Origin of the sequence: Tianweitania sediminis (genome assembly GCF_017813335.1) — a bacterium.
GTDB lineage: Bacteria > Pseudomonadota > Alphaproteobacteria > Rhizobiales > Rhizobiaceae > Tianweitania > Tianweitania sediminis.
Genome location: NZ_JAGIYY010000004.1, coordinates 22,509 through 47,998 on the forward strand (window position 1 = coordinate 22,509; position 25,490 = coordinate 47,998).

Consider the following 25,490-nt stretch of genomic DNA (forward strand, 5'->3'; position numbering starts at 1 on the left):
CGGCTGCCTCAGTCGCGGCGGTAGGGGTCGGCTGGATCGGCAGCAGTCCGGCCGTCGCGCACCCGCTCGCGAGCATCGACGGCAGCGCGAACGCGGCGGCCATGCAGGATCTCGACTTCATTGGCCACCGCCTTTTCGATGTCGTCGCGCTCCGCTCGCCGCGCAACAAGCACGGCGAGCTGGAGCAGGAGGTTGAGGAGCGACAGCCAGGCCATCAGGCCGAAGGCTGGTTGGCGGGAAAGAAGTAGACGCAAAGCGCCGTGATCAGCGCGATCACGGATCCTTGGATTTCCGGCGTGGCGAGTTCGTTCGGCAGAACGCCGAACGCGACAGCCGCACCGAAGGCCGCGCCAACGATGCTGCCGATCAGCTTCGAGTAGTTACCCATGATTGTTCTCCTTAGAAGATTGCCCGGAGACCGCCGGGCGCGGATCTCGTCACGCCTCGTTGGTCGAGATCACTTTGCCGCCAGCGTTGACCGTCACCCGCTCACCCGAGGTCGAGAACGACTTCGGCCAGCGCGCGCCGAGCAGGCGGTTCTTGGCGATACGGGCGACGGTGACGGCGTCGGACTGATTGCCGCCGAGAACGTGATAAGCGTGGGCATCTTCGCCGGCGTAGAACCCGACATGACCTTGCCAGCCATTCTTGGAGCCGCGCCAGAAAACGAGGATAGCGCCGCGCTGCGGATCAACGGCGCGACCGAACTTCAGCCATTCGCGGGCGCCGAGGCGGTTGAAGCTTTGAGGATCGAGCGGCGCGCCGATCTTCATGCAGTGCGCCACGAACAGACCGCACCAGGCAACATCGTCGCCCGTGTACCCTTGGTCGAGGTTTTCGGCCCAATCCATGATGATGCGGTTGTTGCCCTTGCCAGCGACTTCCTTGGTGCCCTTCAGGCGCTCGGCTTCAGCAAGCCACGGCAGACCGCCAATCGCTGCGGGCTTTGGCTTCGGCCGCGCTTCCGCTTCCGGATCGAACAGGCGCGTCAAGGTAATCGGGCCAATGAACGCACGCGGGTTCAGCCCATGGGCGCGCTTGAAATCGGACACGGCTGTTTCGCTCAACGGACCCGTGGCGCCGTCGATCTTGCCGGCGTACCAGCCAAGTTCTTGCAGGCGCGCTTGAACAGCCTCGAAGGCTTCATCCTTCAGGGACATCACGTTCTCCATATTGTCACGATTGTGTTTGCGCGCGATCAGCGCTTACGTTCAGGCGGTTAGGCGAAGCGGATGCCCCCAACGCTCGACCGAAGGCGCGGCGGCCTTGACCGACCAGGTTCAGTGTTGGCGGTTTTGTTGCTTCGAAGGATCGACAGCCGTTAAATCGTCTGCCACAAGCCACTCAGGATGCGACCGGCGATAGCTCTAAATCACACACAAGCTTTTGCCGGACCGAAAACTCCCGCGAGAAAACTGATGTCAGTTGACCCACAAAGCTTGGCCACGTTGCTTGAGGTGATCCACAATGCAGACGATGGACAAGCTAAGGTCCTCATAGCGTCGCTGCTTAAGTCGGAACATCTCACCGGACCTACGAAGTCCGTCTTGCGGTTCGCGGCAAGTAAACTCGACCCTTCAGTCGCACCAGAGAAGCCGCGCACAGCCTCTGATCTCTCCTACATCAATGTTCCGGTCGGGACAGTTTCAACAGATGGGAGCGCCCTTTTGGGTCGTGAGGGGTACATCTACCTAACGGAGGGCTCGAACAACGTTCTGTCCCGGTACCAGAGGGACAAGAACTCGACTGAGGAACTATGCGCACAATGGAGTAGCTTACTGCTAGAGCGGGTTAAGCGCCATGATGCCTCAGGCCGCACATATCTTCAATTCATCGTTCCTGAGAAGATATCATCACTGCCTGAGTACTTCCCAACGGCGATCCAAACCCCCACCGACCTTCTTTCGCAGATAGAGGCGACTTTTGAAAAGAAAGACTACTACTTCTCGGTCCTTAGCCTCTTTCGAGCTCATGGCTCTCGCTGTGTTCCGCGCCTGGACAGCCATCAAAGCACCTATGGGTCATATTTGATCGCGCGGCATGTCGCGCAATTGTTCGGCATCAGCGCGCTCGATGACGTACCATTTAATGATACTGAAATCCGGTCTGGCGACCTCGCGCAGCGGATGCTTGGAACTCCCTTGTACGAGGCACTCTCCGCTCCAAGTGACGACACCAACCCAGCGCTCTCGCTCAGACCGCGTGAGATTGAAGTCATAGAACCTCCTCGAGGAGGTCACTTGGGAACCAGATGCATCTGGCAGACAGATGGCGCGCCAATTCAGAAAAAGGCGGTAGCCTTCGCAAATTCCTGCTTCCATAAGGGCGGTCGGCCACTCCTGTCTTGGTGGTTCTCTCGCCTCTTCGAGGAGTTCCACTTCGTCTGGAGCAATGAAGTTGACGACTCTTATGCTGAAAGCGTCAACGCGGATGTAGTAATCGGACAAACCATGGAGAGGTTCATGTTTGCCAGAATGCCTCAAAACTGATTCTGCCCAGTTTCGTCTGAAACCTTGAATCGAGCATCGGTAGGATGATGAGTACAAACCTCGCAATAGAGCTTGTACCGGGTGCGATCGTGGCTCCTCTTAGAAGCTTGACGTTGGCGAAGTCCCAAGCTTCGCCCGGGACATTCGACGGAGGTGTGTACGATGCGAATGGTCAAGTAGTGACCCGTGGCTTGCAGCTGAAAGCTTCATACAACAACGAGCCGTTGCCTTGGGAAGAGGGCACCATCGTGAGCACAATTGCCGGGACTCATCTCTTTGGTGGAATGCTCCAAGCACGTCATTTCGGGCACTTTCTGACTGAAAGCCTGTCCCGTATGTGGGCATTTAAAGCCCTCCAGAACTCAGTGCAGAGCGTCGTCTTTTATCTGCGCGACATAACAGAAGACGTAGAGCCTTGGGTTAATGAGACCTTTCGAGAGTTCTTTCCTGAGGCCAACCTAACCCTCGTCAGGGCAGAAACCCGCTTCGAAACCCTGATCGTTCCCGATCAGTCTATTCACCCGGACTATAAACAGATCGTAGGGACACCCTTGATCCGCCAAGCCTTCTCCCAAGCAAAGTTCCCCTACCGCGGCACCCGCCGGGACGTCTATATTTCTCGCAGCAAGCTGCATGTCCGGGATGGAGGCATCCTAGGTGAAACCCACATCGAGCAAATGCTTCAGCGAGACGGTTACGACATCATCTACCCTGAGCGCCTGACCATCGAGCAACAGGTGCAGCTTTATCGGACTTCGGGGCGGACTATCTTCGCTGAGGGTTCGGCCATCCACTTATTTGCCTTATGCGCCACCCCTACGCATCGTCCGTTCATTATCTGGCGCCGCAGGGTCAATGGCGTATTTCAGGATCAGTTGCGTTCTTTTACGGGCAAGGATTTGCCGGGATCCGCCCGGGTGAAGGAGCTCTGGATCGCGAGCAAGCGCGGTAGTGATCCTGTTACGGCGAGAGCATCAGTGGACATGCACGGGATTGAAGGCGACCTGCGGGTTAATGGATTCATTTCTGACCAACCATGGGACGAGTACGATACCAAACGTGACGACGAGGAACTTCGGGAACTGGGAAAACTTCGTAACGACCCCTACCTTCCGCATCCTGTATAAAGTCTACCCATGACATGAAAGACCAAGAAAATGCTTATAAGCAAGACAGACGCGCTCCCATCCGAGGAACTGGCGATCCTTTCTGAACGTTTGGCTAAACGATGTGAGCAGGCCAGCGCAAGCAATCAACCGCTCTCCGCAGAGATGCTTCGAGACTTCGCGAGGTTCTTCCGCACAATCGCCGCCAGAGAGCGGCTTGCATCAGACATCATTTAGCTCACTAGTCTGTCGCGGTTCGCCGCCCAGTCCCTTTCCATAACGGAAATTAACGACGCGCCGTCACTGTCCAGCCTCTGCAACCATGCGCGATAGGTCGCCCCTCCATGGGAAACTGCAAACGGCACGACGCGGCCGATCACTGCAGGGTCAGTCGGCGCAGGATCAACGTAAGCTTGTGCAGTCGCGGCGCTTTCCGCGACAAGCTGCTTATCCACATAAAGGCGAGAGAGGTGGTTGGAACCGACCACCTGATACTCACCGACCAGGTAACGTAGTCCCCCGACGGACATGTTGGCGACCACGGAACGACCGTTGGCGATGAACTGCAATGACTTTAGAGTTCCGGCCGGGCGTGCCGCCGAAAGGCTGAGAAGCCATTGATAGCCGGTTGGAGCCCCACTTTTATAGAGGCCAGCGATGCTGTAAGGCACATCGCTCGTTCCTGTACTGCCGTACCCGGTGTCAGCCAAGTTGAGCCAGATCCCGAACGCGAAATGCGTGACGCCTATCGGTAGACGCCAGTTGCTGCCAAGGTTGATCTCCAACGCGCCGGCGCCAGCGGCAAGGAACACAAAGCCCTTGCCGTCGTAGGCCAGGTTGTCCTGTAGGATCGCGTCAGCGCCACCTCGCACAAGGTCTTTGACGCGGGCTCCGGCCAGACCAGGATTGGCTTTCGAGTAGGCCCACCCCGAGGAGAAATCGACAAGACCCACCGTGCGCTCATCGATGAGCGCATCCCGCTGCAGCAGCGGAAGCGTTGGATCGTTGGTGTGAAGACCAACAGATTGGCGGATCAGTCCGACCATGGTTCGTACCTCAGATTTTACGGAGTGAAAGACGGGAAACCCAGAACGTGCCGCTCATGGGCTCACCACTCTTACCCTTGATTGTGACCGCCACGGCGAGGCTGGTCAGATCAGCAGGAACGATGAACGGGGTCGAGATGAATGGCCCACCATAGGACGCGGAGGGATTGCTGCTTGTGGCCGTAGCAGCAGGCTGGTAGCCGACGGAGAGTGCAGTATCGGTGCCATTGACGTTAAGGTTTAGATCTGGCCCATACATGCCGACCGATCCAGCATCGACTTCGATCTGGCCAACCAATTCAAGCACATCGCCTAATGAGAAGTTTGCCAGGCTCAAACCGCGCGAAAGCGCGATCAACTGGCTGCCGTTGATGGCGGTGCCAGTGAAGACGATCTTTTGACCTTCGAACCCATCGCGGACCTCTTTCGAAGCTGTGACGGCGTAGCTGGCGGTTGCGTTCAGCGTCCAGCCGTCCGCCACCGAGCCTGAGATTGTGCCCGTACCAGTTTTCACGCCGCCCGTTCCAAGCATCATCCCGTTAGGGATCAAGTTTCCCAGTGGGTTATCGACGCTGTAGACATCGGCTGCCGACACCGCAGGTGTAACGGGCGTGCGGGCAAGATCTGAAACGCTTTGCCAGACGCGGCTGCCGAGGCGCCGGGCGCCTTCGCAGGTGAGGTGTAGCGCATCATAGAAAAGGCCGGCCTGTGGTGCGCCGATTGAACTAGCAGGATCGACAAGATCCGGCCAAGCATCGATCACACGGACATTAGGGTTCTCAGCCAGCCGAAGCAGCCGATTGTAAGTCCGCAGATGGCGCGCGACTCGCTGTGTGGTCCAGGTGTGCCCGACATACGGGGTTGTATCACCTCGCGGCAGTTCAGCGACGATCCAAGCCATCTTGCCAGCCGCCACAATGGCCGCGACCATCGCATCGATATTGCCGATGCTGTCTTCATCAACCGCATCGTTGGTTTCGCACATGACGATGAAAAAATCAGCTTCGGCCGCCGAAACAAGGGCACCCGGTAATCGGGCCAGGATCTGCGTTGTCGTCTCGCCGGCAGCACCGAAATTCCAGTCGGACGGAACTCGGACAGCACCTTTGCTATAAAGCTGCAACCAGAATGGGTAAGCGCGAGGTTGCAAGAGCCCCTTTGTCACTCCCGTATAAGCGTTCGCGGTTCGGCTATCCCCGATGATCGCGCCTCGAAGCGTGCCGCGCCGCAAGGGGACTGCACCTGCCTGCTCTTCAGCAGGCTCTTCGAAGCGCATGATGCGGAAATCAGCATCGATATGGACATCGCCGCTGTAACCGGAAAGCGCGTACTCATCGGCATCAAGAAAGGCGTACTCGCGCCCGCCGAGTATCTGCCGGTTTGCTTCCAGAAGGCGAGTTCTCAGCGGCAATAGGTACTCGTAGCCGACAGCCGTGACTCTGCGCATGACACGCTCGTCAGCGTCGATATCAACGTCAGCACCAAGCGTGGTGTATGCCTCATAAACGGACGTTTCGACTTGAGGAGAAACAACCGTCTCTACAACAGCCTGCCTCGCCTCCAGCGCCCCAACCTTCGTAGTGGACGGAACGCCTTCACCTTCATCAGAAGTAGACGAGTTTGTTCGCGTGAACTGCCGGATCGACTTCTCACTGCCCGGTGTACCCAGGACGCGAAACACCTCACCATCGGCTACTGCGGCACGTCCGACTGCCTCACTTGGAAAGATCGGACCGGCAGCCGCCAGAGCGGCATCCTTGGCCTGCATCGCGATCTCGGCGTTTGCGGCGACGATCGGCGCCTGCTGGACCACGATGATAGCCGCGTCCGGAGCAGCAAGGATCGCTTCAAGGTTCTGCAGGATGACATCCATGCCCTCGACATCGTAGCCGGCAAGGAGCGTCTGAAGCGCCTGACGATAGCCGCTATCATAGGGCGTAAAGGTGATCTCGTAGGGCTCTGCGACCTGCGCGGGACCAGGCCACGCCACCGCCAAAGTGATGGTCGTGGCGTCAACGGCAGCGATCCGGACAAGCAAGCCGCGATGACCGCCGAACCGATCGCCCGGTCGCACAGCCTGCACCAGGTTGCCTGCGTTCTGGAATGTGACCGTCAGGCCGCCTTCCTCGACGGTCGCCGTGCCCGTGCGGTAGATGCCAGGCCAATCAGCCATGATCCCTCGCACGCATTTCGAGTTCGGCATTGCGCGCCCTGACCCTGCGAAGCTCCTGGTCGAGTTCGCGCACCGTGATTGCCATCATCAGAGCTTCATTCTCCAGAAAGGCGGCGCGACGCTTGTAGTGCGAAGCCACGGCATCAAGGATCACCGGCTGCGGCGCATCAGCGCCGGCCGCTTGGGTCGGTTCAGTCATCTGTGAAGTCCCTGCTACTCGCTGGGTTGGATGCCGTAGGCGGCAAGAACCGCTTCAACCGCGGCCGGCGTGGCCGCTATCTTCAGTTCGGCTTGCGCCCGCTGGCGGTCGATCTCGACCTGCGCCAGTTGCTCTGACTGCACCTGCGCCTTGTCGAGAACGGCTTTCGCGAGATCAGCCTCGCTGATACCGCGAGCGGATGCTTCCGGCGCCAGCAGGGGCGAAGTGCCCCCGTCGAGAACACGACGCGCCTCGTCAGCTTTAAGCGCATGAACCTCGTGGATGGCTCCGCCAAGCACCGCGTAGTGGCGTGATGCAAAGCCTGCTTCCAATCGCAGCAGCGCAGCCATGCGGACGTTGGCCATATTCTTCGCCAGCTCGATCTTCATTGAGCGACGATCTCCATTTCGAAAGGCACGTAGGGAAAGTGGTTGATCGCCAGCCGGTAGGTAGCCGGCATGGCCGATCGAAGCTGGATCGGCTCGCCGTCCGCCGTGTAGGGCGCACCATCGATCGTGAAGGGGAAGCCGGCTGGGATGCCCGTGATCACCGCCTCATCGAGACCATCCGCGACAATCACGGGCTTTGAAGCCTGCACCGCCAGTTGCGGCCTCGGCAGGATCCGCTTCGCTTCTATGTCAAAGTAGACCTGGAGGGGATCCGGCACTTCCATGCCGTGGCCCACCCACCGGAAGGTGAGATGCGGAAACAGTGGCCCGTAACCCTCCATCACGTCGGGCGGCACCGAGCCGCAGTAGACGATCTCGCCCGTTGAGGGATCGTGCTCGACAAAGACCGCGTTGCGCTGTTCACTCATCGCTTCACTCCGAAAACGCCGAGACGGGAATAGGAAGCGGAGGCCGATGCGCCGGTGCTTGCGGTGGTCGAAAACTGCAGGGCGACCGTGAACGTCCCAGAGCCTACGGCGATTGGGAAAACGAACGAAAAGCTGCCGCCAGAGATGTTGCCGGTTCCACCATTCGACTGGCCGGCAACAACCTGCATATACTCCCCGCCATTGATCAGAATGCGGGCGACGATCGAAGCAAAAGCGGAGCCGTCCGTACTCGTGGCGTCCACCCTGCAGGTGAAAAGCACGAAGAGCGTCCCGCCAACCGCCATCGAAACAGATGTCTGGCAGGCCGTCGACCATCCACCGCTGACCGCGGCGCTGTTGGCCACCACAGAGGCTGTTGTTGCCGCCTGCAAAGCCAGAGCCGTGGTGTCGACGCCGCCGATCTTGAGCTGGTCGGTGTCGATGCTGTGCGCCTTGATGTTGATCGCATCGATCTCGCCGACGATCAGCGACGCAAGCACCGCCGCATTGACGCGCATCACGCCGTCCTGGAAGACGAACGGCGTGAACTTGCTTCCCGGGCTTGTAGGGTTGGCGATGTAGAAGCGGTCGGCAACGAAGCCGGCATAGCCGAGACCGCCGCTGGTCGCTTCCAGGAAGAGCGCACTGCTGACGAAGTTGCCAGCCGAGCCATGCTGCACCTGGACGGCGTAGCGCGCGCCGCCCGATGGGCCGCCGGCTGTCGCCGTCGCACGAATGTTGATCGAGGCGGACACGTCGTCCACCTGCGCTTCCAGCACATCGATCGACTGGGCTGTCGCAACCAGCACGCCGTCGATGCGGGAAACTTCCGTCTGCACCAGCTGGTCGATCGTCGCGAGGCCGGTTTCGAACTCCGCGCTCATCTCGTTGAGCACGGCCGTGATGACCCCATCCGGACCGATGGCCAGGATGATGGACTCGCCAACGAAGGCTCGGGTGTCCTCGATCTTCAGCTCGACTTCTTCGCGGATCACCTTGCGGTCGATGAAGTTCGATGAAGCTTCGTTTTCCTCATCCAGCATCAACTGGCGGATACGCTCGATCGCAGCGCGCGAACCCGTCGTGGCGAACTCCGTCATCCGCAGGATATGCTGCTGGATCTCCTCCAGCATGCCTGGCAGATACACGTCCCGATCCGTCAGGCGAATGTCCGGCGTGGTGACGGGCAGCCAACCCGACCAGAGCGTCGGTCGGCTGGACCGCGGCTCATAGCGGCCGCGCACGCCATAGGCGGTAAGCGGCAGCAGGTTTTGACTGATCAGAATGGAGCCAGCAGCGGGATTGTCCGTGCGGCCGCGGTAGATCACCTCCTCTGTGGCTGCGAGACGCACCTCGAACACAACGGCCGCCACGTCCGGCTGCTCGCCGTCCCATGACAGCTTGATCGCTGCTCGGCGCGCTATGCCGCTTTCATCGTAGAGCACCGCGCCTTCGGCATACCAGTCGACGATGATCTGCGGGGCAGGGCGGATTGGTCCCACCGGTCCATTGACCGGCGTCCGGTAATCTGTGTTCTGGTTCCAGTCATAGTCGTTCGGATCGACTTCGGTCAGGTCGACCATCACGTCGAGATTGGCCCTGTCGGCCACGCCATCGACGCGGAAATGCTTGGTGATGTAGCCGTTGCGCGGCGAGGTCCAGGCAATGGTATCGACGCCAGGTTCTAGCACGCCATATTCGGGCGGCAGAACGATCGTGTGCCGGCGCGCCCGCTGCGCTTCCTCGAGCGCCGACTTCATCAATCGTTGCACCTGGCCGGGATAAGGCACCAGGTCAAGCGATACATCGGCCATCAGCCGGCGATTACCGTCCCGCGCTTCGAGGTCCGCGCGGTAAAGCGCCGGGGCCGGTTTCGGCACCCACCCTTCGGCAGGTTCCGGATAGGTGGCAGCAACGCCGTTGATCGTGTCGGCCAGGCCAAAGAAGGGCGAGAAGCTTTGCGGCTCCGTCGAGAGGATCACGCCGTCGTCGATCGATGCCACCGGCGCATCCGGCGCGCCGACATGGATCTTGTAGGTCCCGCCGATCTCCGCCAGACGCCCCTGCGCGCCGGTGAGCACGGCCTCGATCGCGTCGGCAAGCGGCGCGGCCACCTGGATCTCGCCGCCCGTGCGATAGGTCGGTTCGGAGCCATACGGTCCCGCGATCGGCGCGCGGCACTTGTTGATCTGAGCGATCCAGTCAGCCACCGGCAGACGGGCGGCGGCAACACTCTGAAGTCCGTAGAACCAGGCAGCGTTGTAGGTTAGGCCGAGCAGCAGGTTGTACGCCTGGACGGCCGGCAGATGGTCACCGTCGCCGCCCCAAGTCGACGGGGTTCCGAGCCGATGCGAACCGCTGCCGCCGCGCGTGCTATCCCGCGACGGGTCGTAAAGCTTGACCCCGTTCAGCACGAACTTGAACTGCGGAAAGCCGCTGAACAGCTCCTCATTGATCTGCGCCGTGACGACGGCATAGGCGACGCCTCGACCGACACGGCTTGATCCCCAGGGCCGCTCTGCACTCGAAACGCGGTTGACGAGGAAAGTGTCCGGTCCGGCCTGATTGCCGTCATAGAAGCGGACCCAGAGGTGGTTGTTCGTTTCATCCGTGCGGTACTCAAGAACAGGAAAGCCCTGCTCATAGGTGCCATTGCTCCAGTCGATCGTGACCTTTTCGCCGTTGACCCAAAGTTCGGCCAGTCCGCTCACCGGCAGGTCCGACAAGGCGATAACCTGCGTCAGGTAGGCGTTCGGCGTCTTATTCTCTTCGCCCCAGGTGTTGACATAGACCAGCGAGCCGGCCGTTGCGCCGAAACCGAGGATGAACGAGCGCGGCAGGTCGCCGCCCGATTGCAACTTTCCTTGGACGGAAAACTGCGCTTCCTGCGGCTTTCCGGCGATTGCCTTCGCGAGAAGGTTGAGCCCGATGCCGGCAGCCGTCTGCAGCACGAAGGCGCCGATCGCGCTGCTGGCGATGAAGCCAGAGACAGCGGAAAACACGCCGCCGATCGCCGCTGCGATGCCGGAGAAAATTGCCATGGATGATCCGGGAACCCGTCGCTTAGAGCGGCTTCAGAAAATGCGTTTCGACGGCGCGATAGCCGCGGCGTTCGTAAAGGGGCGACACGTCATTCGTGGCGAGGGAGGCCATGCCGGCAACGGCGCAGCCAAGGGAGCGCGCCCAATCCTCATAGGCATCGAGCATCAACAGCGCCGCGCGACCGCGCGCGTCAGGAGCGACAAACCACACCGTTTCCTTCGCCATCTTGCCCGCGCCGAACGGATGATCGAAGGCAGTCGCCATCAGCACACCTTGCGCAGGCTCGCCAATCACCAGGCAGCAGCCGTCAACGCTTTCCGCGTGCCGCTTGAACAGTGCCTCCGCGCGAGCCGCTTGGAACGTGAACGTCCAGCCCGCCGCGGCATGGCTGTCGCGCAGCAGGCGGATCACCGCGAAGCGATCCGAGGCGGTCGCGTGCCGGATCACGTCAGCTTCCCGTTTTTCCGGCCCCAGAACACTTCCCACTCGCCGACAGTGCCGGCATCGGCAAAGAAGTCGTCACCTGGTGAACGCAGTATCTGGCTGGCATGCGAGCGCGTGTCCGGATTGGAGCGCGTCATCTCCTGCGTGTGCGACCGGCATTCCAGCCGCACACTACCTGCTTCACCCTCGGATGGCGTGGTGATCGGCGCACCATCCACGAAGCCGGCAAAGCGGCATTCCGCCGGCGCCACCATCTGCCGAGTGTCGGGATTGAACAGCCCCCGGAAGATCTCGACCTTGGCTTGGCGAAGGTCGTAAAGCCGCGCCGCCTGCTCAACCAGCTCGTCGAGCTGTGACAGGTCGATGGTCACCGTCTGCACGGTGATGTTCGCGACAAGCGGAATGTCGCTGATGGCGATCAGCGTGCCGGAACCATAGAAGGCCCGGCTTTCTACCTGACCGCTATCTGGGCTGCGCACCTGCGCTGACACGTCGCCGACATCCGACCAGAAGCCGACGGCTTCCGGCGCATTGGTGGAGCGGTTGCGCGCCACGATCCAAAGGAAGTCGCGGGCGACGAGAACGCGCGCAGCAAGCGCCGCCTGATTGGCTGCTGAGATCGCGCGCATCAGCGGGCCTCGAGACCCTGGAACGAGATCGCGCCGCGGCCGGTGCTCGGATCCGCCGACGCTGAAATGGAGCCCGGTACGATCGTCATCAGGCAGGCGGGCTTCATGATCCTCACCGCAGCCCCCGCCGACACACCGGGCCAGATATGCGGCCGCACTTCGAAACTGCCGGCGGCGTCTTCCACAACACGATGCAGGTCAGTTGCACCGATCTGGATTAGGTCTCCAGCCTTGAGGGCTACGCTGCCCAGGCCGCTGACGCTGATCGTCTTCCGATTGGCGGCAATTGTGCCCAGCGAGCCGGTCGGCAGCGTGCCTGAACCTGGATGCGTAATCGGCCGGCATCTGGATGACGAATAGCCGAGGAAGCGCCGTGCGCCCCCTTCTAAAGCGTTGAGCCGCGCACGCCAGCGGTCCAGTTCATTTGCCCGCATTATGCGCGACTGCCAGGCGCCACCCCAGATCGGAGAACCGAGATCCTTCAAGCGTGTGACGCCGTTGGCCTGGCGAGACGTCTCCTGCCGATGCACCAGGTCGAACTCGGTTGACCAGCCGGGGAAGTCCGCCAGCAGGTCGAAGGGATCGGCAATTGCCATCAGAGCTGCCGTCCCTTTTGTGCTTGCCGCACGGTATTGATGACATGCGCAGGCAATTCGGCCTTCAGCTTCGCGACCTGCTGTTCGACGCGCGCAAGGCCCTCACGATCTGCGCCGCGAGCGTCGATCGTGATGTTGACCGGTGCACTGATAGCTCCGCCGGCAGACTTGCCGAGAGCGGCAGGGATCCGCGGCACGATGTGGCCTGACTGGTTGGGAACGAACAGCTCCGGCCGCTTCTCACCGACGATGTATGGCTGGCCCGCCCGAACCGGACCACCGAACTCGCGCTTGGTGAACAGGCTGCCGATACCGCCAAGCAGTGAGCCGAGGAACCCGCCGCCACCCTTCGTGCTGAAGGCTGCATCGAAGGCCATGTCGAGCAGGCGATTGCCGACGTTGCGCAGCGCATCGGCGAAGATGTCAGCCGCCTTCTTGCCTTCCACAAAGCCATCGACAATGCCGCGCGCCAAATCCTTGTTGAACTCGGCTGCGTCTGCGGCTGCCTGCCGAACATCGTCCTGCTTCTCAGCCAGTTGAGCAGCTTCGACTGTGGCGAGCGCATATTGATCCGCAAGGGCTGCAATCTCAGCGCGCAGCTGGGGCGTGACGGCGCGGCCGGCTTCCTTCGCAGCCGTAAGCAGTTCCTGCTCCAGGCGCGCCTTCTCGACGGCATAGCCATAGTCGTCGATCAACGGGTTCAGGTTCCGCTGGGCCTCAGTCTCGGCAACCGTTGCAGCGATACTGTCATGGATGCGCTTGGTGAGGCGCTCATAGTCATCGGCGCGCTCGCGAAGTGATCCAGCGCGGCCACGTCTTCCACCGCCTGCATTAGACGAACTTGGCGCGGCATAGTCCTTCAACGAAACCCGAGGCCGGACGGTGCCGCTTTCCACATCCACTCGGAGCGGCCGATCTGCTGTCGATCCGACACGATCTCCTTTACTGGCTACTGTGCCCTCGAATGCGCTATCGATCCGAGCTTGGGCGCTCATCTCCTCACGGCGGCCACGCGCCCACTCGCCGAACTGACTGGCACCTGTGAGATCACCCAGCGCGCGCGCCATTCTCTCGATCTCGGCGACAGTTGCAATTACGGCGCCTGCGAAATCCATGGTGCCTGTGATGGCTGGGGAGAAATCCGTGTTTTGGATCGCATCCGTTAGATCGCCCAAGGCGGACACCAACCGATCGCTTGCGCCTGATCCCTCGTCTAGCTCGCCGGCGGTGTCGATCAGAACGTTCTGGAGACGAACGAATGCCTGGCTGACCGTGCTTTCGGCACCCGCAAGTTTATCTTCGAGGATGTAAGAGCCAGCTTCGAAGGCGCGAAAGAATGCCTCTGAAGAAACGGCGCCGTCGACCACAAGAGCGCGGAGCTTTGCGACCGAGCCCCCAGCTTCTTCCAGACCAGCTGCCGCCGCCTGTGCGATCGGCAAGGCGCCCTCCAGGATCGAGTTGAATTCCTCGGCCCGAACAGTGCCGGCACCCAGAGTCTGGCTTAACTGCAGAAGCGCCCCGGAAGCAGACTGAGCGTCGGTGCCTGCAACGCGCAGGGCCTTGCCTACGTTATCCGTAAAGCCGAGCAATTCTTCAGTCGAGACTTTGAGCTCGTTCTGCACGATGGCGGCTCGGCCATACAACGTGACCAGTGCCTCAATTGGCGTCGAGTTCCGCTGCGCCGAGGCAAACAACTCGTCGTAGACCTTGGTCAAGGCATCGCCTTCCAGGCCGGCCACCTTCAGCGCATTGGTAATCCGCGTCGATGCATCAGCCAGTTGCTGCGCTCCGCGAAGCGAAACACTGCCGACGAAGGCAGCAGCCATCGACTTCGACAGAGCGGAAAATTGGCTTGTCAGGTTCTTGTTCGAACGGGCGAACTGCGCATGAATATTGCGCACGCTTTTGTTCGTGATGCCCTGCGCGCGGTTCATCGCGTTTTCGTAGCCTTTGATATCAGCTGAAAGCTGAACTACGAGTCGCTCTAGATCAGTCGCCATAGATCACTTTCTGAAGGAACGATCATGAGGAAAACGATGATTGTCGCGGGCGTCATCGTCTGCGGTTTAATCGGATCTTTCGCCTCGGCTGCCGAGACTTACCGGCTCATCCACGCGATCGGAAACAGCGAGACATTGATAGCTAAAGGTCTTTCGAAGAACGAATGCGCGCGCATGAAGCAGGAACGGCTGAAGATCATCGCGCTCACAGGCGTTGGAGGGTCGGTGAGCTGCCTTCCGGAGAGCGTCTTTCTAAATTGACGCTTAAATCCCAAGCCAATTCGCTAGGTCATCAGCTTCCCGAGCAGTAAGCGCTTTGCCGTCATCAACGGCATAGTTCTCGAAGGTCGCGAAGATCTGCCACGCAGACATTCGGTCGAGATCGAGCGGGCTCAGGCCGATGCGGGCGCCGGCACCATAGATGGCTCCGAACCGGAACTTCCCGTTGGGGAGATCGTCGAGCTTCTCGCCCGATCCGGAGCCTGATCTTTTCCCAAGGCTTCCTCCGGGGCGCCAACGAGGCCGGCGGCGAGAACAGCCTGCGCCAGGGGCAGGCTCTCCAGCGGCGGGCGCTCTTCAACATAGGAGCGCACCAGCCTCAAGGCGGCCGTCGGCTCCATGCCCCCACCGATAAGCCCCAGGCGGATCACGGCGCTGATGTCCTGCACCCGCCATTCGCCTTGATAAAGGCGCTGCAGGAGGACGTAGGGACCGGTGTCGGTTGCCTCCTGGAGCTTGATGATCTCGGCCCACCGAAGGCGGAAGGTGTAGGCGCCGTCTGCGAAGTCCTGGACGAGTTCAGCGAGACGCGCCATCACGGCGTGACCGTCCGCACCATCTCGCCGTCGCTCTGCATGGAGATCGACTTGGTGACGCGCCGGCCGTTTTCGCCACCGGCCTCAATGCTTTCGATGTGCATCCGGCCCACCCATGCGACGGTCTTTGCCGGAAATTCGAGTTCAATGCGGACCGGTACGCTGTTCACATCTTCCCAAGCATCAAGCCATGTCTCGACGCTTTCCTGCGCCATGACGCCTTCGCCGCTGACTGCCATGGAAAGCGATGTTGCATCGCGGCCCTGCCAGGAAACGGCATCAGGATCCTCGCAGTCGGGAATAAGCACCTCTTCCAGACCCTTCGTGAGGGTGAGCGAGCGGCTGGTGAAGCCGCAGGGAGCGGCATAGACAATGGGCTCGGCATCATTGCCGAGCATGACGCGGAGCTTTCCGCCTTTGGTTGTGACGGGCTGTGCCATCTAAGTGTCCTCTTCTAGGGCTGTTCGATGAAGGCTTCGAAAGTCAAAGCGGCGCGGCTGGTTTGGCCATCACTGTCGCGGAAGGTCCGCGTCGTCCGGTGGTTCAGGTAAACAAGCGCGTTGTCCGAAAGGGCCACGCCTGCCTTGAGAGCACGGCGAACAGCATCCGCCATGCGGCGCACCTCGGGAAAGCCAACCGCTTGTGACCAGCAGTCGATCTGAAGCGTGACTTCAAAACCGTCGATGCAGTCGACGTCGTCGCTGACTTCCTCGGTCGGCCCGAGCGTCACACGCGGGAAATCGTCTTTCTTCGGCACGGCGTCGTAGATCCGTGGTCCGACGATGGCGGTGAGCGGCCCATGCGCCTTCAGCCGGGTCACGATAGCGCCCTGCAGTTCCAAAGTCGGGGATGTCATGCCGCTGCGACCTTCTTCGCTGCGCGGCGCGCCGATCGTTTGATCCGGCTGGCCGAGCGCTTCCGCAGCGCGCGATACGCGGGATAGAAGAAGGGCTGGGCACTCAGCTTCCGTGTGCCGAACTCAACCCATCGGGCATAATAAGCGTCCGCATCGCCGCAGTAGATGGTGATGGTCATCTCGCCGCTTTTCACGAACCCGATTGCCAGTGAGCCTTTCGGCGCTTCGCCCCACGTCCAGCCGATCGAACCGGCGAGGGCGCCGGTGTCCTGCGGAACCAGAGCTTCCATCAAGTTCGTGATTTCACGCGCCGATTGCGCCAACGCCTGGCGCATCTCGTTCCTGGCAACGCCAGGGAGCCGCGCCAGCTTGCGGTTCAGCTTGGCGACGCCGATGAACTTCGAAATCACGCCGCCACTCCGGTGCTGACTTCGAGATAGACCCACCGCCGATCGGTCACGGCGTCGACGATCTTGACCGCGTAACGCTCGCCAGTCCTCACGTCGCGCATCTGCCAGTCGCTTTCGATCTGCCGCGTTTGCGCCGAGGAACGGACATAGACGCCGAGCACGTTTCGTCCTTCCAGCCGGGCGGCAACAACAGCTTCGGAGCCGCCTCGGGAGCGAAAGGCCGCGTGGACTTGGAACTGCTCGGCAAAGCTCGCCTGTTCGTTGCCATAACCATCATCAGCATCGGTTCGCCGGTCGAACGCAACGCGGTGCCGCAGCTCGCCGGCAGTGGGGCTAGTCGCCATCGGCCGGCTTCGCCTTCGGCTTGATCTCTTGCGCTTTCCCGGCGGCAATCGCCTTCTCGGCGCAAGCGGCCTTCACCAGCTTTTCGGTGCCAGCTTTGTAGGCGATCGTCACCTGCTGCGAGGGCTTGTAGTCAAAATCGGCAGTGAAGCGGACGCGCGGCATCAGACATAAACCCTGAATGGCGAGAGGAGTGCTTCGACGCCGAACGGCACCGCCTCGACAGCGCTCGATCCAGTCGCCTCCCGGTTTCGGTAAAGGTGTCCCACCATCAGGAGGATGGCCGTCGTGATCGGCGCCGGGACTTGCTCGGTGTTGGCATACCCAGCTTCGTATTGAACGCGAACTGCGCCAGGATTTTCCGCTAGTTTAGGACGTCCGAAGGCGGGCCCTAGCCACAGCCTGCCGTCGTGGAGTTCGTGTGAAGTCGCTGGATCGGTCGTTTGCTCTGCACCATCCGCGTCTATGTATTTGACGCTGACCAAGTCGATAACCGGCGGGTAAGGCAGCTTCATGCTTCCCCACCACCAACAGGCGAGCGACAGTTCCAGAGTCTGTTTACCGAGACATCGTCCAAGCCAACCCGCCGGCCCGTCCACCCATTGCGTAGCAGCAGAGATCAATCCGGCGATCAGGGCATCCTCGTCATCGTAGTCGACGACTAGATGCAGCTTCGCTCGCTCCAATGTGATGAGCGGCGCCGGCGGCGTTATGACTCGGACGTTCATAGCGAAGCTTGTTACTTCGTCTTGTTCTGCGAGGCTGCACCGGCGTCCTTGTTGCCGGGTGCTGCACCGTCGGCCTTGCCGGCAGGAGCCGCAGACTCCGCCTTCGCCACACGGGTCTTGCCGCTCTTGTCGTCTTCAGATGCTTGACGCGCTACGCCGCGCTTGATCAGATCCTTGCCCATTGCATCGCTCTCCACTTCGAACACGTCTCCGTCGTTCACCATCTTCGTCTCGTCGGAATAGAAGCTGTCCAAGGCCTTGAGTTTCATTGGTGCTCTCCTTCGGTTGATAGAGAGAGCGCCGACGTGCGGCGCTCCCCGTGATCAGCCGAACGATTAGACGGTTGTGGAGGCGGTGATCGCGTCGGAGAAGTCGCCCTTGACGAACGCTTCCGGGCGATAGGTCGCAAGCGCCAGGCGTTCCTCGGCACGGATGGTGACGAGGTTCTTGCGGAAGTTGTCGCTGTCTTCCGTGCTGATCTCGACGTTGGCTTCTTCGCGGTCGAAAATCTGGGCGCCAAGCTGGAACGCGCCGACCAGGAACTTGTCCAAGGTCATCGCCTTCGTTTCGACCACTGGAAGGCGCCACAAACGAGCTTCCGCGCTGTTCTGAGGGTTGCCGATGATGTGGCGACCAGTCGTGTCCTTCACGAGCTCGATCGTGGCCCAGTCGCTGGGGTGCATGACGACGCCCGACGGCGGGTATTCCGCCAGGAACGCCTGCAGCATCGCAAGGCGAATGACGTCGATCTTGGTCACCGTCGCGGGGAGGGTGATCGGAGCCGAGTAGGCCGACGCCTGCGTGTAGATGCCGTTCAGGTTTGTGCCGGTTCCGGAGCCCATCAGCAGCTGGGCATCTTCGACATAGGCGAGGCCGTAGCGCAGGCGACCGTCGATGTAGGACCGCAGCTGCGGCACGTCATCGAGGATCTGCTTGGTGGCCAAAACCCAGTGAGCGATCGTCGTCACTGGCGAAGTGACGATGTCAAACTTGATCTCCGATTGCGGCTTGAGCGCGCCAGTCGTTTCGGGGACTGTTGCGGCATTGTTCGTGAAGCCGGTTTCCTTCACGTACTGGATTGCGTTCGAAGCCGTTTCACCAGGCGTGATCAGGTTGCGGACGGTCAGCTGCACCTGGGGTGGCGCGATGATGCCGGGGCGGCGGTCAGGAACGATCAGGTCGCCGGCGGAACCGTCGGCGTCGGTGGTAAGTGCCGAGATGATCGCTTTGACCGGGATAGAAATCCGGCCCTTGCCGCCCGACTTGACGAAGGCCTTGAAGTCGTCGTGATCGGTGACGACTTCGCCGATCGACTTCTTCTTTTCGCCCTTGTCTCCGCTGCCGGAAACCAGCTTCTGCTCGATCTCAGTAAGGCGAGCGGAAATCTCGTTGTGCTTGACCAAGGCCTCGTCGGCTTTCTGCTTGGTCTCGTCGGTGACCTTACCGAGGTTCTTCACTTCGGCATTGGTGGTTTCGGCCACCTTCTTCACCTCGTCGGCCGCCTTCTTCAGGTCAAGGGCAAGCGCAGCAAGGTCAGCTGAACCGGTTCCGTCTTCAGGCTTGAAGAAGATGCGGGGCCCGACAGTGCAGGAAGCGAGGCGAGCGATGCCGCCCGCGGCACCGAAACTCACCAAGGAGGCAAGACTGATTGCCTCGCTGGCACCAATTGGACCGAATGCGGCATGAGCGCTGCCGGTCGAAAGCAATGCAACGGTGGCGAGCATCGCCACCGCGAAGAAAGATGCGTATCGCATGTTCATGGTCCTTCAGGTTTGGGAAAGAAAGGCGCTTGCCGCCTCTTTGAGCGCGCGGAGCGCCGTGTCATCCGCCTTGCCCTCGGACTCGCTCCGAATGGCCTTCGCATAGCCGACAGAGGCGATCTGTACGGCCATGGCCTTCGGGACACCTGCCTCGCGCAGGATGTCCTCGAAATCTTTGATCGGCAGGGGATCGCCATCGCGCAATCGGCGGGCGAATTCTTCCATTCGCTCTGATTTGACGCTTTCAATGCGCGCCCGACCGTTCGCCGGAAACGTCACGGGGCTGATTTCCCAAAGATCCAGCTCTTCGAGCAGGCGGGCACCGTCGCCAGGCTTCGTCCTGATTTCGCTGTAGCCGATCGACAGGCCGCCGATCGCATTGCGCTTCATCAGCGCGTATACTTCGCGGGCCTTCTGGATCTCGAGGATCAGATGACCCTTGCCCCAAAGGCCCTTGCTGTCTTCGGCCAGATCTTCCCAAACGCCGATCGGCTCGTTCGGATTGTGTTGCCACAGCATCCGAACGGCGGTTCCCTGCCGGCGGTGCTTCGCCAGACTAGCGACGAACGCACCAGGCATGACCTTCTCGCCGTAGCTATCGACGTTGCCGAAAATGGAGCCGTAGCCCTCAAAGGTGCCGTCTTCCGACAGGTCCTTGACCTGCAGGGCAAAATCCTTGGTTTTCATCGAGATTAGTCCTCGTGGTGCTCGATCACGTTGCGGCTCTGCTCGATCTGCCGCACGCGTTGGTCGATGGCTGTTTCCAGACTGCTGCCGAACAGGAAATCGATCAGGGCGGTGCGTACTTGCTGCGCCGGTCCGGCCCCGCCGGCCGCTTGACCGAGTGCAGAGAGAGGCGCCAGGTTCGTCTGCGCTGTGAGTTCATCCCCGCCATCAATGCGGGACAGGTTGAGCTTGGAACGACCTTCGTTTCGGGTCATCAGCCCGTTTTGCGTCATGGTCGACAGGAAAGCTGCCTTTGCAGCGCTGTCGGCCTGCAGCAGGGCTTCTCGCGTGTACTCGGCATAGAACCGCTTTCGCTCGACTGGCCCAAGTAGCTGTTTGACGATGGCTTGCTCGGTTCCGGTCAGCAGTGGGTCCAGATCAAGGGTGACCCAACCAAGCAAGATCTGCTCGACACCGGATCCCCACATGGTCTGCCCCTTGCCGGCATGCCCTACCAGAATCGGTGGGGTGTCATACCAGCGGCAGATTTCCTCGACGTTGAACGCCCGGCTTTCCAGCAATTGCGCATCGGCTGGCGACATTGACAGCGCCTCGAAAGACCATCCGCCCGGAAGCGGCATGACCTTGCCTGTCTGAGAAGATCCTGCGAACTGCGCGAACAGTTCCATTAGCTCCTTGCGCTGTTCGGCGTTTGATTTCACCGAAGCGTCCGGCTTTGCGAAGCCGGAAAGCTGAAGGCCGTTTTGAAAAGTTTTGGCCGCGGTTTCGTCTGATGCGAGCGCAAGTCCGAGAGTGTGGCGGCCATAGGAGACAGCGGAGAGACCGATGTCACCGCCCAACGTAAAACCGCGCAGATGGAAGATCTCGCGACTTCCATATTCCTTGCTCCCATCACGGTCCGAGTACCGGTATCGCCGCTCGCCATTCTTGCGGAAGACGTGCATTCTATCAGGCCGTAGGAAGCGCAACGAAACGACGCGATCACCGACCATCTGCTTTTCAGCATAGGCATTGCCCCAAAGGTCACGCGCGGCGATCATCCCGCCCCAGAACTCCGCAGGCGTCTGTTCGCTATTGGGGCTGTCATGCACCAGCTCATAGAGCCAGTGGTTCTTCATGATCACGGATCCACCGTCCGACTTACGCTCGTACACTTGGATCGGGAGCGCGCCGACCACTCCCGACTTCAGTCGGATGCAGCGCCAGGCAGTCGAAAGGTTCAGCGTCGTTTCCGCAGTGACACGCTTGCCGGCATGGTTTCCCTTGTCAGCCAACCACTTGTCCGCACCATCGGTCAGCTTAACCGAACGACGGTCGAAGACGCTTAAGCTGGACTTGATCCGCTGCATAAGTGTCATGCGAACATTTCCGGCTTGGAGGCAAGATAGTCGCCCAGATCGTTACCGAGGCTAGCCTCGGGATTCTGGAACATCAGCATCGCTGCATTGAACAAGGCCATCAGCATGTCGATCTTCGTGGCGCCGGAAACTTCCTTCGTCACCACATAGTTGCTGCCGCGCAGCGTCTGCTTAGCGTTGCCGACACACCAGGCCATGATCGCCTGATCACCATGCAGAAAGCGGCGATCCTCAAGCTTCAGCGGAACCGACGAAACGGCCGTTTGCAGCTTCCATCCCTGGGCAACGGATTGAACGAGCGGCTGCGTCAGTTCCTCATCTTCGAGCGCGTCCAGCAGAAGCGCCACACCGGCGCTGTCGAGACCAATCCCCGCCTGCTCAGGTAGAAGGCCGCTGTCTGCCACGCGTCGGCAAATTGCAGCCGCAGACATTGCTTGCTCTTCGCCATTGGCAGCGATGATCAGATCGCCGTCTTGCTCGAACTGTCGGAGTCGAGACGCGATGCCCTTGCGCTGCTCAAAGACGGTCCGGCGCGCCCATGCCTTACCCCAGCCAAGCCACCGCTTCGTCTTCTTCTCGCGGCCGATCACATAGAGCGCCGCTAAATCGTCTGCGCCTCCCCAATCGATGCCGATCGTGCAAACTTCAGAGCGGGCGAGAAGCTCATCCAATCCCTTCAGGCTGCTATCGACACAGGACATCCAGTGCGGAGCGCCCGACCAGCCATCGCCACCGAGGCCCACGCCAATTTCGATATTCAGATGCTGGCTGGCCCAGATCTGCTCGGCTTCCTTGTTGACCTTGCCGTTGTTCTCGTAGTCGTCGATGAGCGCCTGACTGTCGATCGAGCGATCCAAGTTCGGGAGGATGCTCTTCCAGTGGCGGGCATCACGCCAGTAGGCTGCGTCGAGCTGCTGTTCGACCGGGAACTCGTACAACACAGGAAGCATGATCGGCGCCGCGCCGCCCTTGCCCACACGGATGGCGCGGGCTTTTTTTAGCTCGGTCTCCCAGATGCCAGTCGGCGCCTCGTCCGACTGCGTGGTAATCATCAGCACCTGGCCGCGCTGCTTGGTGATACCTCCGCCGCGGATCTGCTGCATGACCGCCGCCGCCTTCGGCTTCTTTCCCAGCTCGTGCAGCTCGTCGATGATCGTGAGGATCGGGATTTCACCCGTGACGATGGACGTGTCGAAGGTCTTGACGTTGAGTTCCGTGCCGGTCTTGCGCCGCGAAATACACTTCAGGTGATCCTGCACCTTGAAGATCTTGTTCAGGCGATCGTCGAGGCGGATCATGCCCTGAGCCTGGTCAAAGCAGCGCTCCGAGATGTTCTGGCTGGGCGCCACGATCAGCATTTGCCGGTTCGGTGCCTCTTCGAGGTAAAGGGCCGTCAGTCCCAGAGCGGCGACGTAGGTGGTCTTCGAGTTCTTCTTTGGCACCATGCAAAGAAGTTCCCAGACGAGCCGCTGGCGGGTTTCGGGATCTTCGCTTGCCAAAAAGGCGCAGAGGATGTCCCGGAACCAATCACCACAGGCTTCCGCCAGCGTCGGAGTACCCGGCACATCCGGCAGCCTTAGACGATTGAAGAAGGCGAGGGCCTTCGCCGCCTTCTCGCGGTTGAGCGGCACCTCAGGCATGGGCGTTTGCCCAGCCCGTAGCTTGTCCCACCAATCCGGGCACGCGAAGCGCGGGAGTTCGTCAGTGGCGGGCTGCACTGATTGCCTCGTTTTCCAGTTCAGCCATCAGATCCGCATCGGCGTCCATCGCCAGCTGCGCATCTACGATCTTTTTGCCGGGCTTTTCGGCCGGCAGCGTTTCAGCCGGCCGCGACCCCATCTCGGCCTCTACGTGCATCATGTCAGAGCGTTCGATCATCCGGCCGAGCTCCTTTAAGGCCGCGATGCTGCCGGTGTTCGCCTGCTCCATGGCAATTTCGAAGCGCCGAGCATCCAGGCGATCGCGCATGAGGTCACGCTGCTTCAAGATCCCATCAAAGTAGCGATGAAGGGTCGGCAGCGAGATTTCGAGCGCACTTGCGATGCGTGGGTTTGTCCATCCCAAAGCGAGTAGCAGCCGGACGCGATTGCGGTCGCGCGGCGTAGGCTGAAACCGGGGGCGGCCTGCCTGCCCTCTACCCGGTCTATTTGGATATCCAAAGAGGTCGGTCTCCGGAACGGGAGCTGCAGCGGTTGGGAGGGCGATGCCGAAGGCTCCGGCCGTCTTCTTCCATTCCTCCAGTGCGGAATCGGCGGCGGCTCGCAGTGCGGAAGCCTGCAATGTGCCGTTGCTGGCCTTGGACAGCTCGCCGGCGAGAACATTCCCGCGCGAAATCTCAGCGATCTTTTCTTCCAGCGCCTTCCACCGAGCCCAGGCACGGCAGGCAGCTTCTAGCGTGAGAAGCTCAGAACGCGCGATCATCCGCGGTCCGAGACTTTCAACCGCGGCGCGCCAGGCAAAGAGCGCGTGCCCGACCAGACCAGCTGGCGCTTCAGCCTGATCAGCGATGATGAGGTGAGAAGCGGTCACGCGGCTTCTGCCTGCTTCCGCTCGAGCGCAACAGCGTCGAAGGTGCGCCCGTCTCCGTCCAGCGTCGCCTGGCCGCCCGTAAACTCCTGCCAGCGGCGCACAGCGACGTCGACATAGGCGGGGTTCAGCTCCATCGCGAAGACGCAACGGTTCTCCATTTCGCCTGCGATGATGGTTGTCCCTGAACCCGAGAACGGCTCGTAAACCGCCTGACCGGGCGACGAGTTGTTGAGCATCGGCCGGCGCATGCAGTCCACGGGCTTCTGCGTGCTGTGACCAGTTTCCGACTTCTGCGGCTTCGGAATCTCCCAGATCGTCGACTGCTTGCGATCGCCAGACCAGTGACCTTTGCCGCGCACGGCGTACCAGCATGGCTCATGGTGCCAATGGTAATCGCCGCGGCCAATCGCAAAATTACTCTTCTTCCAAACGATCTGCGAACGCAGCGTGAAACCGCTTGCAAGAAGGCTGTCGGCGACAACACCCGCGAAAAGGCCGGCGTGCCAGATATAGGCGACGTCACCAGGGAACAGAGCCCATGCTTCACGCCAATCCGCACGATCGTCGTTGAGGACCTTGCCGGTGGCATGAACGCCAAGGCTGGTCCGCTCGCCGTCACCGCCCTTGGCTTTGCCCCGCCACGACGCGTCATATTCCACTCCGTACGGTGGATCGGTGACCATCAAATGCGGCTTCACGCCATTCAGCAGATGCGCGACGCCGTCTGCGTCCGTGCTATCGCCGCAGCGGATGCGATGCTTTCCGAGGATCCAGAGATCACCTGGTCGCGAGGTCGCCACCACGGGAACCGGCGGAACATCGTCGGGATCGGTATTGCCGGCGACCGCCACGTTCAGCAGGTCGGCAAGTTCATCCTCAGTGAATCCGACGAGACCTGCCTCAAAACCTGCATCGGCGATCGCGCGCATCTCTTCGGCAAGCAGGTCATCGTCCCAGCCCGCGTTCTCCGCCAGGCGATTGTCGGCGATGACATAGGCGCGTTTCTGCGCATCCGACCATCCTGCCGCCACCATGCAGGGAACTTGCTGCAGGTCGAGTTCGCGAGCGGCAAGCACACGCCCGTGTCCGGCAATAATCTCGCCAGTCTCATCGACCAGCACCGGCACCGTCCAGCCCCACTGCCGAATTGAAGCGGCAAGCTGGGCAATCTGCTCCGGGCTGTGGGTGCGGCTGTTTCGCGAGTATGCCCGCAGCTCCGAGAGCGCGCGCATCTCGACCTTCTCAGCCGGCCATGTGGTCAACCCATCCGTCACAAACAGCTCCGTAAAAAAATAGGTCCGCTCAGGCGTTGAATTGCAGATTCTGCAAAGCAACGGCAGACGCTAAGTCGCTGTTGCTGCTTCCCTTTTCGCTATGGCTGAGAGGAGCAGGGAAACGCCGACTATGCCAGAACCCGCTGAAAATCCGCGCCGTGCGAAAAAAATCTCTGAATGGGGGGGACGC

General features: G+C 60.9%; 30 protein-coding genes. 3 read left to right on the forward strand and 27 right to left on the reverse strand.

Features of this window, described 5'->3' with window-relative positions; all coding sequences use genetic code 11:
• Positions 1-8: 8 nt before the first annotated feature.
• The 3 genes from J5Y06_RS12980 to J5Y06_RS12990 are packed head-to-tail and all read right to left on the reverse strand — an operon-like array spanning position 9 to position 1,160.
• Complete coding sequence (locus J5Y06_RS12980) at positions 9-215, reverse strand: hypothetical protein (RefSeq protein WP_209335612.1); 207 nt, start codon at positions 213-215, stop codon at positions 9-11.
• The gene (locus tag J5Y06_RS12985) at positions 215-388 is read right to left on the reverse strand and encodes a hypothetical protein (protein ID WP_209335613.1); all 174 of its coding nucleotides are present in this window, start codon (positions 386-388) and stop codon (positions 215-217) included. The genes J5Y06_RS12980 and J5Y06_RS12985 overlap by 1 nt, the downstream gene beginning before the upstream one ends.
• A gap of 49 nt (positions 389-437) precedes the next feature.
• Positions 438-1,160 carry an NlpC/P60 family protein gene (locus tag J5Y06_RS12990; protein WP_209335614.1) on the reverse strand — a complete coding sequence of 241 codons (723 nt, stop codon included), beginning with the start codon at positions 1,158-1,160 and terminating at the stop codon, positions 438-440.
• 258 nt (positions 1,161-1,418) lie between these two features.
• Here J5Y06_RS12990 and J5Y06_RS12995 point away from each other — a divergent pair, with 258 nt between their 5' ends.
• Positions 1,419-2,489, forward strand: coding sequence for an alginate O-acetyltransferase AlgX-related protein (locus J5Y06_RS12995; protein ID WP_209335615.1), 1,071 nt, complete (start codon positions 1,419-1,421; stop codon positions 2,487-2,489).
• Between the two features lie 113 nt (positions 2,490-2,602).
• Positions 2,603-3,616, forward strand: coding sequence for a glycosyltransferase family 61 protein (locus J5Y06_RS13000; protein ID WP_209335616.1), 1,014 nt, complete (start codon positions 2,603-2,605; stop codon positions 3,614-3,616).
• Between the two features lie 212 nt (positions 3,617-3,828).
• Here the strand turns inward: J5Y06_RS13000 and J5Y06_RS13005 are convergent, their stop codons facing one another.
• Genes J5Y06_RS13005 through J5Y06_RS13050 form a run of 10 tightly spaced genes read right to left on the reverse strand, consistent with a single transcriptional unit; the run spans position 3,829 to position 14,541 of the window.
• Entirely contained in the window at positions 3,829-4,641 is an 813-nt protein-coding gene (locus tag J5Y06_RS13005; protein ID WP_209335617.1) for a hypothetical protein, read from the reverse strand.
• Between the two features lie 10 nt (positions 4,642-4,651).
• Positions 4,652-6,814, reverse strand: a complete 2,163-nt coding sequence (locus J5Y06_RS13010) for an SGNH/GDSL hydrolase family protein (protein WP_209335618.1) — start codon at positions 6,812-6,814, stop codon at positions 4,652-4,654.
• Positions 6,807-7,013 carry a hypothetical protein gene (locus J5Y06_RS13015; protein ID WP_209335619.1) on the reverse strand — a complete coding sequence of 69 codons (207 nt, stop codon included), beginning with the start codon at positions 7,011-7,013 and terminating at the stop codon, positions 6,807-6,809. Before J5Y06_RS13015 ends, J5Y06_RS13010 begins: the two co-directional genes overlap by 8 nt.
• A 14-nt stretch (positions 7,014-7,027) precedes the next feature.
• Positions 7,028-7,402 carry a hypothetical protein gene (locus tag J5Y06_RS13020; RefSeq protein WP_209335620.1) on the reverse strand — a complete coding sequence of 125 codons (375 nt, stop codon included), beginning with the start codon at positions 7,400-7,402 and terminating at the stop codon, positions 7,028-7,030.
• On the reverse strand, positions 7,399-7,830 hold the full coding sequence (locus J5Y06_RS13025) for a hypothetical protein (RefSeq protein WP_209335621.1): 432 nt from the start codon (positions 7,828-7,830) through the stop codon (positions 7,399-7,401). Before J5Y06_RS13025 ends, J5Y06_RS13020 begins: the two co-directional genes overlap by 4 nt.
• Entirely contained in the window at positions 7,827-10,871 is a 3,045-nt protein-coding gene (locus J5Y06_RS13030) for a phage tail protein (protein ID WP_209335622.1), read from the reverse strand. Before J5Y06_RS13030 ends, J5Y06_RS13025 begins: the two co-directional genes overlap by 4 nt.
• Positions 10,872-10,893: 22 nt before the next feature.
• Positions 10,894-11,319, reverse strand: a complete 426-nt coding sequence (locus J5Y06_RS13035) for a GNAT family N-acetyltransferase (protein WP_342453425.1) — start codon at positions 11,317-11,319, stop codon at positions 10,894-10,896.
• Positions 11,316-11,945 (reverse strand): hypothetical protein, encoded by a 630-nt coding sequence (locus J5Y06_RS13040; protein ID WP_209335623.1) that lies wholly within the window; start codon positions 11,943-11,945, stop codon positions 11,316-11,318. The genes J5Y06_RS13035 and J5Y06_RS13040 overlap by 4 nt, the downstream gene beginning before the upstream one ends.
• Entirely contained in the window at positions 11,945-12,541 is a 597-nt protein-coding gene (locus J5Y06_RS13045; RefSeq protein ID WP_209335624.1) for a hypothetical protein, read from the reverse strand. Before J5Y06_RS13045 ends, J5Y06_RS13040 begins: the two co-directional genes overlap by 1 nt.
• Complete coding sequence (locus J5Y06_RS13050; protein WP_209335625.1) at positions 12,541-14,541, reverse strand: tape measure protein; 2,001 nt, start codon at positions 14,539-14,541, stop codon at positions 12,541-12,543. Before J5Y06_RS13050 ends, J5Y06_RS13045 begins: the two co-directional genes overlap by 1 nt.
• Before the next feature lie 36 nt (positions 14,542-14,577).
• Between J5Y06_RS13050 and J5Y06_RS13055 the strand changes: the two genes are divergently transcribed.
• Positions 14,578-14,802, forward strand: a complete 225-nt coding sequence (locus tag J5Y06_RS13055) for a hypothetical protein (protein ID WP_209335626.1) — start codon at positions 14,578-14,580, stop codon at positions 14,800-14,802.
• 131 nt (positions 14,803-14,933) lie between these two features.
• Here J5Y06_RS13055 and J5Y06_RS13060 read toward each other — a convergent pair whose 3' ends face one another.
• The 14 genes from J5Y06_RS13060 to J5Y06_RS13125 form a co-directional block, all read right to left on the reverse strand.
• Complete coding sequence (locus J5Y06_RS13060) at positions 14,934-15,356, reverse strand: gene transfer agent family protein (RefSeq protein ID WP_209335627.1); 423 nt, start codon at positions 15,354-15,356, stop codon at positions 14,934-14,936.
• Entirely contained in the window at positions 15,356-15,796 is a 441-nt protein-coding gene (locus J5Y06_RS13065; protein ID WP_209335628.1) for a phage tail tube protein, read from the reverse strand. The genes J5Y06_RS13060 and J5Y06_RS13065 overlap by 1 nt, the downstream gene beginning before the upstream one ends.
• Positions 15,797-15,810: 14 nt before the next feature.
• Entirely contained in the window at positions 15,811-16,212 is a 402-nt protein-coding gene (locus J5Y06_RS13070; protein WP_209335629.1) for a DUF3168 domain-containing protein, read from the reverse strand.
• Positions 16,209-16,622, reverse strand: coding sequence for an HK97-gp10 family putative phage morphogenesis protein (locus J5Y06_RS13075; protein ID WP_209335630.1), 414 nt, complete (start codon positions 16,620-16,622; stop codon positions 16,209-16,211). The genes J5Y06_RS13070 and J5Y06_RS13075 overlap by 4 nt, the downstream gene beginning before the upstream one ends.
• A complete protein-coding gene (locus J5Y06_RS13080; protein ID WP_209335631.1) occupies positions 16,619-16,966 on the reverse strand; it encodes a phage head completion protein in 348 nt (115 codons plus the stop codon). The genes J5Y06_RS13075 and J5Y06_RS13080 overlap by 4 nt, the downstream gene beginning before the upstream one ends.
• Complete coding sequence (locus J5Y06_RS13085) at positions 16,956-17,129, reverse strand: hypothetical protein (protein WP_209335632.1); 174 nt, start codon at positions 17,127-17,129, stop codon at positions 16,956-16,958. The genes J5Y06_RS13080 and J5Y06_RS13085 overlap by 11 nt, the downstream gene beginning before the upstream one ends.
• Complete coding sequence (locus J5Y06_RS13090; RefSeq protein WP_209335633.1) at positions 17,129-17,692, reverse strand: head-tail connector protein; 564 nt, start codon at positions 17,690-17,692, stop codon at positions 17,129-17,131. Before J5Y06_RS13090 ends, J5Y06_RS13085 begins: the two co-directional genes overlap by 1 nt.
• A gap of 11 nt (positions 17,693-17,703) precedes the next feature.
• Positions 17,704-17,961 (reverse strand): hypothetical protein, encoded by a 258-nt coding sequence (locus J5Y06_RS13095; RefSeq protein ID WP_209335634.1) that lies wholly within the window; start codon positions 17,959-17,961, stop codon positions 17,704-17,706.
• 66 nt (positions 17,962-18,027) lie between these two features.
• Entirely contained in the window at positions 18,028-19,446 is a 1,419-nt protein-coding gene (locus J5Y06_RS13100; RefSeq protein ID WP_245247831.1) for a phage major capsid protein, read from the reverse strand.
• Between the two features lie 12 nt (positions 19,447-19,458).
• Positions 19,459-20,139: an HK97 family phage prohead protease gene (locus J5Y06_RS13105; protein WP_209335635.1), complete on the reverse strand. Its 681-nt coding sequence runs from the start codon at positions 20,137-20,139 to the stop codon at positions 19,459-19,461.
• Positions 20,140-20,144: 5 nt separating this feature from the next.
• Entirely contained in the window at positions 20,145-21,497 is a 1,353-nt protein-coding gene (locus J5Y06_RS13110; RefSeq protein ID WP_209335636.1) for a phage portal protein, read from the reverse strand.
• Complete coding sequence (locus tag J5Y06_RS13115) at positions 21,494-23,215, reverse strand: terminase large subunit domain-containing protein (RefSeq protein ID WP_209335637.1); 1,722 nt, start codon at positions 23,213-23,215, stop codon at positions 21,494-21,496. The genes J5Y06_RS13110 and J5Y06_RS13115 overlap by 4 nt, the downstream gene beginning before the upstream one ends.
• A complete protein-coding gene (locus tag J5Y06_RS23090) occupies positions 23,199-24,026 on the reverse strand; it encodes a hypothetical protein (protein ID WP_245247832.1) in 828 nt (275 codons plus the stop codon). The genes J5Y06_RS13115 and J5Y06_RS23090 overlap by 17 nt, the downstream gene beginning before the upstream one ends.
• Positions 24,023-25,258, reverse strand: a complete 1,236-nt coding sequence (locus J5Y06_RS13125) for a site-specific DNA-methyltransferase (protein ID WP_209335638.1) — start codon at positions 25,256-25,258, stop codon at positions 24,023-24,025. The genes J5Y06_RS23090 and J5Y06_RS13125 overlap by 4 nt, the downstream gene beginning before the upstream one ends.
• Between the last annotated feature and the right edge of the window lie 232 nt (positions 25,259-25,490).